General features: G+C 73.7%; 15 protein-coding genes and 3 tRNA genes. 11 read left to right on the forward strand and 7 right to left on the reverse strand.

From position 1 onward, the window contains the following. Positions 1-5 precede the first annotated feature (5 nt). The 4 genes from ACZ51D_RS08940 to ACZ51D_RS08955 all read left to right on the forward strand — a co-directional run bounded on the left by ACZ51D_RS08940 (position 6) and on the right by ACZ51D_RS08955 (position 4,731). A complete protein-coding gene (locus tag ACZ51D_RS08940; protein WP_465661704.1) occupies positions 6-572 on the forward strand; it encodes a hypothetical protein in 567 nt (188 codons plus the stop codon). Beyond that, positions 572-1,885, forward strand: coding sequence for a DUF3987 domain-containing protein (locus ACZ51D_RS08945; RefSeq protein WP_465661706.1), 1,314 nt, complete (start codon positions 572-574; stop codon positions 1,883-1,885). The genes ACZ51D_RS08940 and ACZ51D_RS08945 overlap by 1 nt, the downstream gene beginning before the upstream one ends. A 1,455-nt stretch (positions 1,886-3,340) precedes the next feature. Continuing rightward, positions 3,341-3,526 carry a helix-turn-helix domain-containing protein gene (locus ACZ51D_RS08950; RefSeq protein ID WP_465661708.1) on the forward strand — a complete coding sequence of 62 codons (186 nt, stop codon included), beginning with the start codon at positions 3,341-3,343 and terminating at the stop codon, positions 3,524-3,526. Beyond that, positions 3,526-4,731, forward strand: a complete 1,206-nt coding sequence (locus tag ACZ51D_RS08955) for a site-specific integrase (RefSeq protein WP_465661710.1) — start codon at positions 3,526-3,528, stop codon at positions 4,729-4,731. The genes ACZ51D_RS08950 and ACZ51D_RS08955 overlap by 1 nt, the downstream gene beginning before the upstream one ends. Before the next feature lie 88 nt (positions 4,732-4,819). Here ACZ51D_RS08955 and ACZ51D_RS08960 read toward each other — a convergent pair. The 4 genes from ACZ51D_RS08960 to ACZ51D_RS08975 all read right to left on the reverse strand — a co-directional run bounded on the left by ACZ51D_RS08960 (position 4,820) and on the right by ACZ51D_RS08975 (position 5,589). Beyond that, a tRNA-Phe gene (locus ACZ51D_RS08960) sits at positions 4,820-4,893 on the reverse strand. 27 nt (positions 4,894-4,920) lie between these two features. Beyond that, a tRNA-Asp gene (locus ACZ51D_RS08965) sits at positions 4,921-4,994 on the reverse strand. A 55-nt stretch (positions 4,995-5,049) separates the two neighbouring features. Further along, positions 5,050-5,122 (reverse strand) — tRNA-Glu (locus ACZ51D_RS08970). Positions 5,123-5,247: 125 nt separating this feature from the next. Next, positions 5,248-5,589: a metallopeptidase family protein gene (locus ACZ51D_RS08975; protein WP_316523923.1), complete on the reverse strand. Its 342-nt coding sequence runs from the start codon at positions 5,587-5,589 to the stop codon at positions 5,248-5,250. A 70-nt stretch (positions 5,590-5,659) separates the two neighbouring features. On the opposite strand from ACZ51D_RS08975, the gene crcB (ACZ51D_RS08980) reads away from it, so the two are divergent. The 6 genes from crcB (ACZ51D_RS08980) (at position 5,660) to ACZ51D_RS09005 (ending at position 11,463) form a co-directional block, all read left to right on the forward strand. Further along, entirely contained in the window at positions 5,660-6,202 is a 543-nt protein-coding gene (gene crcB, locus ACZ51D_RS08980; protein ID WP_465615728.1) for a fluoride efflux transporter CrcB, read from the forward strand. Next, entirely contained in the window at positions 6,199-6,633 is a 435-nt protein-coding gene (locus ACZ51D_RS08985) for a DUF190 domain-containing protein (RefSeq protein WP_465615730.1), read from the forward strand. The genes crcB (ACZ51D_RS08980) and ACZ51D_RS08985 overlap by 4 nt, the downstream gene beginning before the upstream one ends. Further along, positions 6,630-7,004: a fluoride efflux transporter CrcB gene (gene crcB, locus ACZ51D_RS08990; RefSeq protein ID WP_465661712.1), complete on the forward strand. Its 375-nt coding sequence runs from the start codon at positions 6,630-6,632 to the stop codon at positions 7,002-7,004. Before ACZ51D_RS08985 ends, crcB (ACZ51D_RS08990) begins: the two co-directional genes overlap by 4 nt. 235 nt (positions 7,005-7,239) lie before the next feature. Next, on the forward strand, positions 7,240-7,920 hold the full coding sequence (locus ACZ51D_RS08995) for a hypothetical protein (protein ID WP_465661714.1): 681 nt from the start codon (positions 7,240-7,242) through the stop codon (positions 7,918-7,920). Between the two features lie 220 nt (positions 7,921-8,140). Then, on the forward strand, positions 8,141-10,444 hold the full coding sequence (locus ACZ51D_RS09000; RefSeq protein WP_360497870.1) for a DEAD/DEAH box helicase: 2,304 nt from the start codon (positions 8,141-8,143) through the stop codon (positions 10,442-10,444). Between the two features lie 188 nt (positions 10,445-10,632). Further along, on the forward strand, positions 10,633-11,463 hold the full coding sequence (locus tag ACZ51D_RS09005; protein ID WP_465661716.1) for a TIGR02452 family protein: 831 nt from the start codon (positions 10,633-10,635) through the stop codon (positions 11,461-11,463). 82 nt (positions 11,464-11,545) lie between these two features. Here ACZ51D_RS09005 and ACZ51D_RS09010 read toward each other — a convergent pair whose 3' ends face one another. Together ACZ51D_RS09010 and ACZ51D_RS09015 are read right to left on the reverse strand one after the other, a co-directional pair. Then, positions 11,546-11,881, reverse strand: coding sequence for a hypothetical protein (locus tag ACZ51D_RS09010; RefSeq protein WP_465661718.1), 336 nt, complete (start codon positions 11,879-11,881; stop codon positions 11,546-11,548). A gap of 93 nt (positions 11,882-11,974) precedes the next feature. Then, entirely contained in the window at positions 11,975-13,069 is a 1,095-nt protein-coding gene (locus tag ACZ51D_RS09015; RefSeq protein ID WP_465615737.1) for a hypothetical protein, read from the reverse strand. A gap of 99 nt (positions 13,070-13,168) precedes the next feature. Between ACZ51D_RS09015 and ACZ51D_RS09020 the strand changes: the two genes are divergently transcribed. Then, complete coding sequence (locus ACZ51D_RS09020) at positions 13,169-13,630, forward strand: RICIN domain-containing protein (RefSeq protein ID WP_465615739.1); 462 nt, start codon at positions 13,169-13,171, stop codon at positions 13,628-13,630. Between the two features lie 19 nt (positions 13,631-13,649). Here the strand turns inward: ACZ51D_RS09020 and ACZ51D_RS09025 are convergent, their stop codons facing one another. Further along, entirely contained in the window at positions 13,650-14,345 is a 696-nt protein-coding gene (locus tag ACZ51D_RS09025; RefSeq protein WP_465661719.1) for a tyrosine-protein phosphatase, read from the reverse strand. Between the last annotated feature and the right edge of the window lie 141 nt (positions 14,346-14,486).

Here is a 14,486-nt window from a genome sequence, read left to right on the forward strand (position 1 = left end):
CGCCGATGCCCGACCCGATCACCCTGCCCGCTCCGGTGCGGGACGCGCACCGTGCCACCGCCCGGTGGGCCGCCGGTCGCTTCCTGCTGGCTCTTAAGAGGGTCAGGCCCGCCGTGGTGTTCGACCGGTGGGGACAGCCGGTCGGCATCCCCGACTACGGCTCCCCCGCCTTCGCCGCCCTCCCCGAGGGCGACCCGCGCCGCGAAGCCGCGCTCATCACCGCCGCCGAAGCCTGGCGCCAGCAGGCCGAGCACGTCCCGGAGTTCATCCACGCCGGACTGCGCACGGACCTGGTGCTGGGCGAGCAGGCCCGCGCCGAATGGGTGGCCCAGGACGAATCCGCCTGGAAAGACCTCGTGCGCACGGTGCGGGCCTGGTCCAACCACCCGACCGCGCTGGAACTGGCCGAACGCCGCACCCGCGCCGCCGAAGCCGCCCAACGGCCCGTGGTGGCCTCTTCCGCCTGGCCGCCGGTCGCGATCCCCGGACAGCCCGGATGGCACCGCCACCGGCTCCCGGACGGCCGCCAGGCCGACCTGCCCGACACCAACAGCCTTGCGGAGAGCGCCTGATGCCCGTCGAACTCCACCTCGCCACCGACGCGTTCGGCCGACCACAGACCCGCCCGAACCCGATGTACGACCCCGCGCCCGGGATCGACCGACCCTCGCGGCCGGGCCCGGTGCCCGACCCGGAGGTGTTCTGCGGCTGGGTCGGGGACACCGTGCGCGACCTCGACCCGACCACCGAGGCCGACCCGGTCGGCGTGCTGGTGAACCTCCTGTCCGCCGGCGGGGCCGCGATCGGCCCGGGGCCGTTCATGTGGATCGGCAACGACCGCCACCCCGCCCTGATCTGGGCGCTGACGGTCGGCGCCACCGCCGCCGGTCGCAAGGGTGCGGGCACCAACACCGCCAAGCGGCTGTTCAAGGCCGCCGTGCCGGACTTCATCGCCTGCAACATGCGCTCCGGCCTGTCCTCCGGCGAGGGGCTGATCGAGATGGTGCGCGACGGCGACGGCGACAAGGACCCCGGCGTCCTCGACAAGCGCCTGTGGGTGGTCGAGTCGGAGTACGGCGTCACCATGGCGCGGGGACGGCGCGAGGGCTCGTCCCTGAGCGGCATCCTGCGCCAGGCGTGGAACGGCGAAGACCTCGGCGTCATGAACCGCGACGCGCTGCACGCCACCGCCCCGCACATCGCGGTCATCGGCCACATCTCGCCGCGTGAGCTGCGGGCGAAGATGCAGGACGCCGAGATGGCCGGAGGCACCTACAACCGCTTCCTGCCGGTCTTCGTCCACCGCAACCTCCTCGACCCGGACGGCCAAGGCGCCCCCGACGAGCTGATCGACAACCTCGCCACCGCCTGGAAGACCGTCCTCACCGACGCCCGCCGCGTCGGGGAGGTCCGCCTCGACGAGCAGGCCGCCCAGCTCTGGCGTGAGGAGGTCTACCCGGCCCTGTGCGGGGACGAGGCCGACGAAGGGCCGATCGCGGAGTTCACCGCCCGCGCCGCCCCCTACGCCAAGCGCACCGCCATGGTCTACGCCCTCCTCGACCACACCGACCACATCAAAGAGGCCCACCTGCGCGCCGCCTGGGCCCTCGTCCGGTACGCCCGCGCCAGCGCCGCACACATCCTCGGCCCCACCGCCGCCGCCAGCACCGGCGACCCGCACCTGGACAAGCTCGTCCACGCGGTGAAGACCGCCGGGGCGGGCGGAATGACGCAGAGCCAGGTGCAGGTGCTCCTGAAGCGGCTCAACGCCACCCAGCGCGCCGACGTCACCGCCCGGCTGTGCCAGTTGCCCGGGTTCGCCGCCGCGCAGCTCTCCACCGGCGGACGCCACCAGACCGTCTACATCTACGCCCCTCCCGACTGACAGGCGGTCCGGAAAGGCCGGAAAGGCCGGAAAGCCCTCTGACCAGCGCAAACGCCTGGCGGAAAGTGGTCCGGAATGGTCCGGAAGGTCGTCCGCGATCCCCCGACCCCGAACCTCCCGGACCCTTTCTGGACCATTCCGGACCACTTTCCGCCACGCAAAACCCCAGCTCAGACCCCTTTCCAGCCTTTCCGGCCTTTCCGGACCACCCCCGGGGACAACCTCCGCCGCCCCGGGGCCCTCCGGCCGGACCGACCGTCAGGTGACAGGCGCCAGTCAGTGACTCGCACCCGGGCCCGATTTCCCCAGGTAACGCGCCCGCGAGAGCGACAGGCACCGCCTGTCACCCCCGCTGGCACCTGATCTTGAAGCCTCTGGCACCCCGCAGAACGGAGCCCCGCGATGCCTCGCACGCCCGCCGCCCGCCCCGCCCGGCCGTCCAGAAAACTGGACACCCCACCGGCCACCACGACGCCCCGCGCCCGCTCCCCACCAAGCCCCGGCCGCCCTCGGACGGCCGCCCGGCCTAGCATCGCCCCTCGCTAGACCTAGCGACCCCGCTAGCGAGCAAAACCGGCAGTGACCAGCCGCCTAGCACCTAGCGCCCCCGCCGGCCGAACCCCGCCGCCCGCCCGAACCGGGCCCCGCACCCCTCCAGCCCCCGCTAGGAGTCACCGGGCACCGTCGCCCGGATCTCCCCCCACCCACCCCCCACCCACCTCCCAAGCCCTCCCCCACCCGCTCAGGGCCCGAAAGCGGCCTCCCGGCCGGGTGGGGGGTGGGTGGGGGGAGATGGGGACCGCCCCGGGCGCTCACGCTCCGCGCTCACTTTCATCACGCCGCTCCGTGAATCCGGGGCCCCAACGTACGCGTGCACGCGTACGCGCGAAAGGCTCCCGACCACCACCCAGCGTCACGAAGGCCCGGCACCGCGACCGTCAGGCCCCGGGTGTCAGAAACCGTCTGACGCCCCTGACGCCCAGATCCCCGGGTAACGCGCACGCGCGCGCGAGGAACCCCCGTCTGACACCCCTTCTGACGCTCCTGACACCCCGCGCTGACGGTCCTGACACCCCGCGCTGACGGTCCTGACACCCCGCGCTGACGGTCCTGACACCCCCTCCGGCGCCGTTTCTGACGCGCCTGACACCCCCGACCGACCACCCGAAGGCCCGCTCTGACGGTCCTGACGCCTCTGACACCCGCCCTGACACCCCTGACGCCACTACCCACCGCAACCGCCTGATCGGCCCGACCACCGCCCGCCCGACCCACCTGTCACCTGTCGCCTGTCACCTGTCGTCCCCACCCCAAAACGGGCCCCACAGCCCCGAAACCCCCCTTTGACCTGCGCCTTACAGGCGACAGACAGGCGACAGGTGACAGGTGACAGACAGGCCACACGACAGGTGAGGCGACAGGGCAGACGACAGCCCACCCGCCCCGGAGGAGACCTTGGCCAGCCCGCCCGCCGAAGCGCTCACCGTCCCCGAAGTCATGGCCGCGCTCCGGCTCGGCCGCAGCAAGGTCTATGACCTCTTCCGCTCCGGCGCCCTGCCGAGCTTCACCATCGGCCGCGCCCGCCGCGTGGCCGCCGACGACCTCACCACCTACATCCGCACCCAGAGCAGGAGCCTCTAATGGCCAAGCGCGCCAACGGCGACGGCAGCATCACCCGCATGACGAACCGCGACCTCTACCACGGCCGTGTCTACGTGACCACGACGTCCGGGAAGGTCAAGCGCATCTCCGTGTACGGCAAGACCCGTGACGAGGTACGCGACAAGATGACGGAGCTTCAGGCTCAGAACAACCAGGGAATCCCGACGCCCGACACCAACGCCAAGATGGAGGAGTACCTGACGTACTGGCTGGCCACCGTGGTGAAGGTGAACCGCCGGCCGAAGACCTACCAGGGGTACGAAAGCGTCGTTCGAGTGCACCTGATTCCCGGGCTCGGCACCAAGAAGATCCGGACCCTCCGGGCCGCCGACGTCCGGAAGTGGCTGGCCAGTGTCGCGACCGCGTGCCAGTGCTGCAAAAACGAGTGGGACGCGGCCCGGCCGAAGCCGGAGTGCTGTGCCGCGGGGGAGTGCTGCGAGACCAAGCTGTCCCGCCGCATGGTGCAGTCGATCCACTCCGTCCTGCGGAACGCTCTGGAGAACGCCGTCCGGGAGGAGCTGATCCTGAGGAACGTCGCCAAGCTGGTGCAGGTCCCCACACCCGACTACGGCACCGGGAAGGGCCTCACCGTCCCGCAGGCCCGTCTGCTCCTGAAGGCGGCCAGCACGGACCGCCTGCACGCCCTCTACGTCCTCGCCCTCGCCATGGGTCTGCGGCGCGGGGAGCTGCTGGGCCTGCACTGGGCGGCGGTGGACCTGGAGCGCGGGACGCTCATCGTGTCCAGCAACCTCCAGCGGGTGGACGGCGCCCTCCAGATCGGCCCGACCAAAACGGCGTCCTCACTGCGGACGCTCCCGCTCCCGCCGCTCGTTCTGGCGGCTCTGCGGGCCCACCGCGAGCGGCAGGCTCAGGAGCGGGTGGCGGCCGGCGAGCGGTGGAAGGACACCGGTCTCGTGTTCACCAGTCGGATCGGGACGCCGATCGAGCCGGACAACCTCCGGCGGAGCTGGTACCCGCTCCGGGATCGGCTCGGGCTCTCGCTCCGGTTCCACGACCTCCGCCACACCTGCGTGACCCTGCTGCTGGACCTCGGTGTCCCGCCGCACATCGTCCGACAGATCGCCGGGCACAGCGATATCGGCGTGACGATGAAGGTCTACGCCCACGCGTCCCTGGACGAGCAGCGGAAGGCCCTCGGGTCGCTGAGTGACAAGCTCGGCTGAGCCGTTGGCGTACCGGTTGGCGTACGGGACATGAGAACGGCCCCGGAGAGTGATCTCTCCGGGGCCGTTTTGCCTGTTCAGGCGTTTGTGGCCAGGGCCGGGGTCGAACCGGCGACCTTCCGCTTTTCAGGCGGACGCTCGTACCAACTGAGCTACCTGGCCGTACTGCACCGTCTCTTGCGAGACGAGCGATCCCGACGGGACTTGAACCCGCGACCTCCACCTTGACAGGGTGGCGAGCTAACCAACTGCTCCACGGGACCTGGTAGTGGCGAACCACTAAGGTCTTGCGGCACTGCACTTTACTACGGTACTGCGTGCCCCCAACGGGATTCGAACCCGTGCTACCGCCTTGAAAGGGCGGCGTCCTGGGCCACTAGACGATGAGGGCTTGCGGCCTGTCCCGCTGTTTCCAGCGTTCGGGGACGTCGAGAAGCATATGGGATGTCGGGCGGAACGCCAAAACGGGTTTCGGCCGGCCGGTGGAGCGGGGGCGGGGCGGGGCTGCGGAGGGGGTCAGGACCAGCCGAGCTCGTCGAGTTCGTGGTCGTCGAAACCGAAGTGGTGGGCGACCTCGTGGATCACGGTGGTGCGGACCTCCTCGACCACCTGCTCGCGGGTCTCGCAGTGGCGGAGGGTGGGGCCGCGGTAGATCAGGATGCGGTCGGGCAGGACGCCGGCGTACCACTCACCGCGTTCGGTGAGCGGGGTGCCTTCGTAGAGGCCGAGGAGTTCGGGGTCGCTCGGGTCGGGTTCGTCCTCGACGAAGATCGCGACGTTGTCCATCATGGCCGCGAGCTGCGGGGGGATCTGGTCGAGCGCATCGCTGACCAGCGTCTCGAACTCTTCCCGGGTCATCTCCACCGGATCATTGTCGGGTCTGGGGTGACGGTGTGCCAGGTGGCGGAGGCCGGTGTTTGATGGGGCTATGACGACCTCGGAGGGCGCGTTGGACGGCACGGTGGACGGTCCGCCCCGGACGCCGCCGCCGGTCGCGGCCCGGGTGCCGAACCGGCCGCCGGTGTTGCGCGGGCAGGGGCCCGCCGTGGCGGCGGTCGCGGCCGGCGGGGCGATCGGGGCGGTGGCCCGGTACGCGGCGGGGCTCGGCTGGCAGACCGGGCCGACGGCCTTCCCGTGGACGACGCTGCTGGTCAACGTGGTCGGCTGCGCGGTGATCGGGGTGTTCCTGGTGGTGATCACCGAGGGGCGCCAGGCGCATCCGCTGGTGCGGCCGTTCTTCGGCACCGGAGTGCTGGGCGGGTTCACCACCTTCTCGACGTACGCGGTGGACGTCCGGCGGCTGCTGGAGGCGGGCCGGCTCGGGCCGGGGTTGGCGTACCTGGGGCTGACGCTGCTGGGCGCGCTGGTCGCGGTGTGGGCGGCGGCCGGGCTGACCCGGCGTCTGATCCACCGCGCGGTGCGCCGCGGAGCCGTGCGGGGCGGCGCCGCGACCGGCGGGGGCGCGCGGTGACCCGGCTGGGCGGGCCGGCGCTGCGGCTGACGGTGCTGGTCGGCGAGAGCGACCGGTGGCACCACCGCCCGCTGTACAGCGAGATCGTGCACCGGGCGCGGGCGGCCGGGCTGGCCGGGGCGAGCGTGTTCCGGGGGATCGAGGGGTTCGGGGCGTCGTCGCTGGTGCACACCACGCGGCTGCTGTCGCTGAGCGAGGACCTGCCGGTGGCGGTGGTGATCGTGGACGAGGAGGAGCGGGTGCGGGCGTTCCTGCCGCAGCTGGACGGACTGGTGGCGGAGGGCCTGGTGCTGCTGGACCGGTGCGAGGTCGTGACCTACACCGGGCGCGGCCCGGACGGGCGTTCGGGTGACGGCGCGGGTGGCGGCTCGGGCGAGGGTTCGGACCGGGGGTCGGGCGAGGGTTCGGGTCGGGGGGAGTCGGCGGGGTGAACTGGCTGCTGGTGGTGGCGGGCGCGGTGGTCGGCGCGCCGATGCGGTATCTGACCGACCGGGCGGTGCAGTCCCGGCACGACTCGGTGTTTCCGTGGGGGACCTTCACGGTGAACGTGGTCGGCTGCCTGATCCTCGGGACGGTGACCGGCGCGGTGGCGGCGGGTGCGGCGTCCTCGCGGGTCCAGCTGCTGCTGGGGACGGGCCTGTGCGGTGCGCTGACCACGTATTCGACCTTCTCGTACGAGACGCTGCGGCTGGCCGAGACCGGTGCCGGGCGGTTCGCGCTGGCGAACGTGGCCGGCAGCGTGGTGGCCGGGCTGGCCGCGGTGTACGCCGGGGCGGAGCTGGCCTCGGCGCTCTGGGGCTGAGGTTTCGGGGCTGAGGCTTCGGGGCGGATGCTCCGGGGCTGAAACTCCGGGGCTGAGGCGGCGCCCTCGGCGGGAGACCGGGGGCGAACTGCCGCCCTGCCCGTGTCCCGCCGGGCCGGGCGCGCGTTGGGCACCGAAAGCGGCCGCGCGTGAGTGGGCGGCCCGGGTGGGGCGGTAGAGAGGGACCTCGGTGGCTTCGGTGCGGGCGGTTCGGGCAGGACGAGCGGTTCGGGCAGTGCGAGCGGCGCGGGCGGTGCGGGCGGTGCGGGTGCGGAACACGGCGGTGCTGCGCTCACGGGCGGTGCGGGCGGCGGCGGTGCTGACGGTGGCCGGAATGGGGCTGACCGGGTGCATGTCGGTGGGCCCGGCGGCGGAGGAGAAGCACGGCGGGGTGGCGCCGGTCGGGCAGGCCGGTGCTGCGGCCCGGCCGGGGGCGACGGGCGGGCCGTCGGCCTCGCCGGGGGCCGGGCACCCGGGCGGTGTGTCGGGGCGCCCGGAGCGGCCGGGGGGCCCGCAGGCCGAGAACGCGCCGGGCGGGGCCACGGCTTCGACGCCGGGCGAGGTGGCGCCCGGGGCGAGTGGCACGGTGACCGGAGTGGTCCCGGTGCCGGGGGCTCCGGCGGGTGCGCCCGGTGGTGGTTCGGCGGGCGCGGTGGACACCAGCCCGGCGCCGCACCCCGGCGGCGGCGCGTCGACCGGCTCCGGCGGCACGACGGGCTCCGGCGGGACGGGCGGCACCGGCGAGCCCCGCTCCGGCGGTTCGGCGGGCTCCCCCTCGGCCACCCCGAGCAGCCGCCCGTCGAGCACCCCCGAGCCCGAGCACACCTCGCCCGCCGCGACCGTCCCGCCGGGCCCGGAACCCTCGTCGGGCAGCTCCGGTTCCCCGGCGCCGAGCCCGCGCGCCGCCGGGCACTAGCGGTGGGCGCCGGGGGTGGGCACTGGGGGATCAACCAGGGCATTTGCCTCCGCCCCCCCGGGTCCTCTATGGTGGTAGATCGTTCGTTTGATTCATTTGACTGGCGCCCTAATTCATCTGGCGCCCTTGGCGCGTTCCGGCGATCCGTGGCTGACCGCATAGAGGCGGTTGTGAAACAGAACCCCGGACTTTGGCGCGTGCCACTTCCGGAAGGTTTTGCATGTCTCTCGTTGACGACGCCCGCTTCGCCATGCCCGCGAACGAGGCCGCCGCCGATGTCACCGACACCATCGACACCATCGACACCGCCGCGGACGAGGTGATCGCCGAGGCCGTGGAGGCCACCGAGGAGGCGGCCGCCGAGCCGACCCTCACCTTCGGCGACCTGGGCCTGCACGACGACGTCGTGCGCGCCCTCGCCAAGCGCGGCGTCACCACCCCGTTCCCGATCCAGGCCGCGACCATCCCGGACGCCCTGGCCGGCAAGGACGTGCTGGGCCGTGGTCGTACCGGCTCCGGCAAGACCCTCAGCTTCGGCCTGCCGCTGCTGACCCGCCTCGCCGACGGCGAGCGCACCAAGCCCAAGCACCCGCGCGGCCTGATCCTGGTCCCGACCCGCGAGCTCGCCATGCAGGTGGCCGACGCCCTGGAGCCGTTCGGCTCGGTGCTCGGCCTCAAGCTCAAGGTCGTCTGCGGCGGTACCTCGATGTCGAACCAGATCTACGCGCTGGAGCGCGGCGTCGACGTCCTGGTCGCCACCCCGGGCCGCCTGCGGGACCTGCTGAACCGCGGCAGTGCCAAGCTCGCCGACGTCCAGACCGTCGTGCTCGACGAGGCCGACCAGATGGCGGACATGGGCTTCCTGCCCGAGGTCACCGAGATCCTCGACCAGGTGCCGGCCGGCGGCCAGCGCCTGCTGTTCTCCGCCACCCTGGAGAACGAGATCGACACCCTGGTCAAGCGCTACCTGAAGAACCCGGTCACCCACGAGGTCGACCCCTCGGCCGGCGCCGTCACGACCATGACCCACCACATCCTCGTGGTGAAGCCCAAGGACAAGGCGCCGATCACCAACGCGATCGCCGCCCGCAAGGGCCGCACGATCATCTTCGTCCGCACCCAGATGGGCGCCGACCGGGTCGCCGAGCAGCTGATCGAGGCCGGGGTGAAGGCCGACGCGCTGCACGGCGGCATGACCCAGGGCGCCCGTACCCGTGTCCTCGGCGACTTCAAGGACGGCTACGTCAACGTCGTCGTCGCCACCGACGTCGCCGCCCGCGGCATCCACGTCGACGGCATCGACCTGGTCCTGAACGTGGACCCGGCCGGCGACCACAAGGACTACCTGCACCGCTCCGGCCGCACCGCGCGGGCCGGCCGCTCCGGCGCCGTCGTCACCCTGGTGCTGCCGCACCAGCGTCGCGGCATCTTCCGCCTGATGGAGGACGCGGGCGTCGACGCCAGCCGCCACATCCTGGACCACGCCTTCGACGCGGAGGTCGCCCGGATCACCGGCGCCCGTTCGCTGACCGAGGTCCAGGCGGAGAGCGCCGCCAACATCGCCGGTGCCGCCGAGCGCGAGATCGCCGACATGACCCGCCAGCTGGAGCGCGCGCAGCGTCGCGCCACCGAGCTGCGCGAGGAGGCCGACCGCCTGGCCGCCCGTGCGGCGCGCGAGCGGGCCGACCTGGGCATCGAGGACGAGGAGCCGGCCGCCGACGAGACCGGCGAGCCGACCGAGGCCGCTGCCGCTCCGGCCGCCGCCGAGGCCCCCGCTTCCGCGCCGAAGGCCGAGGACCGCGCCTCCGCGCCGAAGACCGAGGACCGCGCCCCGGCGTACCGCGAGGCGCGCAGCGAGCGTCCGGCCTTCGGTCGTGACCGCGACCGGGACCGTGACCGTGGCGACGACCGTCGCTCCGGTGGCTTCAACCGTGACCGTGGTGGCGAGCGTGGCGGCTTCGGCGGCCGCGACCGTGACGACCGTCGCTCCGGTGGCTTCGGCGACCGTGACCGTGGCGGCGACCGCGGCGGCTTCAACCGCGACCGTGGCGACGACCGTCGCTCCGGTGGCTTCGGTGGCCGTGACGACCGTCGCTCCGGTGGCTTCGGCGACCGTGACCGTGGTGGCGACCGCGGTGGCTTCAACCGTGACCGTGGTGGCGAGCGTGGCGGCTTCGGCGGCCGCGACCGCGACGACCGTCGCTCCGGTGGCTTCGGCGACCGTGACCGCGGTGGCGACCGCGGCGGCTTCAACCGCGACCGTGGCGACGACCGCGGCGGCCGTTCCTTCGGTGACCGTCCGGCCCGTTCCTTCGGTGACCGTCCGGCCTTCGGCCGTGACGAGCGTGGCGGCAGCAGCAGCAGCCGTCCGTTCGCCCGCCGCGACGACCACCGCTCCGGCGGCCGTCCGCAGGCCGACCGCGGTGGCTTCAACCGTGACCGTGGTGGCTTCGGCGACCGCGACCGTGGCGCCGACCGCGGCGGTTTCAACCGCGACGACCGCAAGCCGCGCTGGAAGAACTGACGTCGTACGGGCGGTAGTCGACCGCCCGCCCGGCTGAACGTACGAAGGGCCCGCTCCGTCCCCCGGAGCGGGCCCTTCGCGTTCCCCCGATACCCCCCGACACCTCGTCATGCTCCCCCCGAGGTGTTGTTCTGGAAGTGAGAATAACCTGTGGCGCGTGGACGCGGTAGTCCCGTAGCGTCCGGAGCATGAGCAGCAGACTGCAGGACGTGGCACGGGTGAACGAGGAGATCGCCGAGCGGGGGGACTACCGGACGGCCGGCGGCGAACCCGTGCGGGTGGGGAAGCAGTTGACGGCGGCGCAGGCCGGCACGGTGTCGTACACGCCGCAGGCGCTGGACGCGCTGGTGGCGGCGGGCGAGCCGGGCCCGGGGGCGCGCGGCAGCGTCGAGGTGACGGCCGAGGGGAGCATCGAGGCCGCCCGGCGGCTGGTCGAGGCCGGGGGCGGCCCGGTCGGGGTGCTGAACTTCGCCTCCGCGCGAAACCCCGGCGGCGGGTACCTGCGCGGGACCCGCGCCCAGGAGGAGGACGTGTGCCGCAGCGCGCTGCTGTACAGCTGCCTGCTGGAGGCGCCGGACTACTACGAGGCGCACCGGGCCTCCACCGACCTCCGGTACAGCCACCGGGTGATCGTCTCGCCCGACGTGCCGGTGATCCGGGACCGGCGCGGGGACCTGCTGGCGCAGCCGTACCCGGTCACCTTCCTGACCTCGCCCGCGCCCAACGCCGGGCAGCTGGAACGGCGTTCGCCCGGTACGGACGTGCGGGGCGTGCTCGCCGAGCGGGCCGTCCGGGTGCTCGCGGCGGCGGCCCGGCACGAGGTGCGCGCGCTGGTGCTCGGCGCCTGGGGCTGCGGGGTGTTCGGCAACGACCCGGCCCAGGTCGCCGAGGCCTTCGAGGCCGCGCTGGCCCGGTACGGGGCGGCCTTCGAGCGGGTGGTGTTCGCGGTCTGGGACCGCTCGCCGGTCTCGGCGAACCGGGCCGCCTTCGAGGCCCGGTTCGGCAAGGGGGAGCAGTAGCGGGAGCGGCGGGCCGTCCCGTTCGGCGGGCCGCCGGTTACCGCGGGCCGCCGGTTACCGCGGGCCGGCTACCGCGGGCCGGCTACCGCTTGCGGGCGGACAGCGCCGTCGCGGCCGTGGAGGCCGCCACGACCACACCGGTGACGGCGAAGACGGACGGCCAGGCGCCGATCTTCTTCGCCAGCGGGTGCGAGCCGCCGAAGGCCGACACGTACAGGCCGGTCAGCGCCGCCGCGGCGCCCGGGCCCGAGCTCCGGCGCCACTGCGCGGCCGCCCCGGCGCCGGCCACCGCCAGCACCGCGCCGCCCAGTTCGCGCCGGCCGGTCCAGCGGGCGACGCCGTAACCACCGACCAGACCGCTCGCCGCGGTCAGCGCGGCGGGCGCGGCGGCCGCGAGCACGTTCGGGACCTTCGCCATCGTCGACTCCACTCCTCGGGGCTGTGTCGGATTCCGACCCTAACCCGACCGGGCCGGCGAACCTCCGGGGCCTGCGGCTCGTCGGTACGCCCGCTACCGGAAGGCCTCCGCGGGGGACTGCCCCGGGACCGTACGGGCCAGCTTGTGCGCCGCCTCCGCCGGGTCGAGCACCCGCTCCAGCCGCAGGTCGCCCGGGACCTCCTGGATGAACCGCCCGGCCGACCAGCTGCGCTCGTACGGAAGCGGCTCCAGCACCAGGGTGCGCAGGCCGTCCAGCACCGGGATGTCGCTCGGGGTGCCCTCGTTCCAGAGCCAGGAGCCGTCCGGGGCGACCAGGTTGAAGGCGCCGGTCGCGGTCACCCGGCGGCCGTCCAGGAAGGCCGTCCGGGCCAGCGCCGCCACCTCCGGGTCCTGCGGGGCGCCGGGCAGGTGGCCGCCGCCGATCAGCACATCGGCGAGCAGGGTGTGCAGCTGGAAAGTGTCGCTCAGGCCGCTCATCCGCAGCAGGTAGCCGGTGCCGGTCGGACGGTCGAGCACCAGCAGCGGCTCGTCGTCCAGCATCAGCGCCAGGTGGCCCAGGCCCCTGAGGTCGTGCTGCTCGCCCCCGTACCGGCCGAACAGTTCCACGAGCGCCTCGGTCACCCCCGAGGCGTGGGCCTCGGCCCGGACCGGGGCGTGCGAGTAGACCGCCCAGGACGCCTGCTGCCACAGGTGCAGCGTCCACCAGCCGACCACGGCCAGGTGCGCGTGCCACTCGTCCAGCAGCGCCGGGTCGGCGATCCGCTCGTGGGCCGCGGCCGGATCGTCCTCCTCCGGGTCCGGCAGCGGGCCGCCGCCGGTCTCGGCCCAGCGCCGCACCAGCAGCTCCACCCCGGTCAGCGCCCCGCGCAGGCCGGCCAGCACCGGGCCGGCACAGGCGACCGGGTCGGCGCCGTACTCGACGCAGGCACCCACCACCATCGCCAGGTGGGAACGGGGGAACGGCGGGGCGTCCGGCAGGAGCGCGGCCAGCCGGGGGCCGGCCGCCGCCCGCTCCTCCGGGTCGGCCGAGCCGAACAGGCCGCCGACCAGGCCGAGGGTGGAGCCGAAACGCTCGTCGTCCCCGGCGGCGACCACCGCCTCCAGTTCGGCCACGGCGTCGAGGAACGCGGGCTGCTGACGGTGCGACGGTATCTGCTCGGTGGACATTCGCCGCAGCATAGGCGGCGGAGCCGGTCCGGTCGAAACGCCCGCCGCGCGGCCACTTCGGCCACGAGGCCTGTCGGTGCCCGGTGGCAGACTTCGACCGTGACAGACAGCGCGACCGACTCCGCGATCACCGACGGCAGCTACCTCCTCCGCAACGTCGGCAGCGGCCTGCTGCTGCAGGTCGCCGACGCCTCCCGGCGCAGCGGCGCCCGGATCGTCCTGGGCGCGGACGACGGCACCGACGCCCAGCTCTGGCACCTCACCGCCGTCCACCCGGGCGGCGCGCTCTTCCACGTCGAGAACGCCGCCAGCGGCAAGCGCCTCGACGTCACCGGCGCCTCCCCGGACAACGGCGTCCCCGTCCAGCAGTGGGGCGCCAACGCCTTCGGCGCCCAGGAATGGCTGCTGGAAGCCCACGTGGACGCCCCCGGGACGTACACCGTCACCAGCTTCATCAGCGGCAAGCCGCTGACCGCGCCGGAGAGCCCGGACGGTGTCGTCCACCAGTGGGAGGACCTCGACGAGCCGACCCAGTGGTGGCGCTTCGAGCGCCGGGGGTAGCGGTGGGCCCGGCCGCCGCTCAGGCCGAGAGGTGGGCGCGGACGGCGTCCAGTTCGGCCTCGGTGGCGCCGTGGTGGCGCAGGTAGGCGGGGATCGTGCCGTGGTGGGTGCGGATCCAGGCGAGGGAGGAGGCGAGGAGCTCGGCGCCGACCGGCCGGGAGAGGCGTTCGGCGCCGGTCTCGTCGACGTACGGGACGGGGCCCTTGTCCAGGCCGAGGCCGAGGTTGGAGAGCAGGAAGTCGGCGGTGATGTCGGCCTCGGAGGCGCCCAGCAGGGACTGCAGGACGGCGATGGTGAGGCCGGTGCGGTCCTTGCCGACGGCGCAGTGGACCACGACGGCCAGCGAATCCGGTGCGGCGAGGCGGCGCATGACGGCGGCGAGTGAGGGCCCGGCCGTCTCGGCCATGAAGGGGTAGAGGGCGGCCTGGTCCTCCGGCCAGGGCCGGTCGACGCCGCCGCGGTCGGCGGGCAGGGTCGGCAGGTTGAACGCCTCGTGGTCGAGGCCGTGCCGCTGGTCCGGCCAGATCTCCAGCTCGAACGCGCTGCGCAGGTCGATCACCGTCCGCAGACCGAGGGCCTTGAGCCGCCGGGCGCCCTCCTCGGTGAGCGCGTGGAAGGAGCCGGAGCGGTAGAGCACGCCCCGGCGGAGGGCGCCGATGCCGCCCGCGTCACGGAAGTTGCGCACACCGGGGATGTCGATGAAGGCGTCGGTCATGGCCCCCACCGTACGGGCGGGGGCAGACGTGCGGAAGGAAACCGGAGGGGGCCGTTCGGTAGCGGGTCGACGCTGTCCGAAATCGGTCCCCGACCCGCCCGGGAACGGCCCTCGGGGATCGTCAGCCGCCCGGGAACGGCG

This window comes from Kitasatospora sp. NPDC033851, assembly GCF_055576085.1.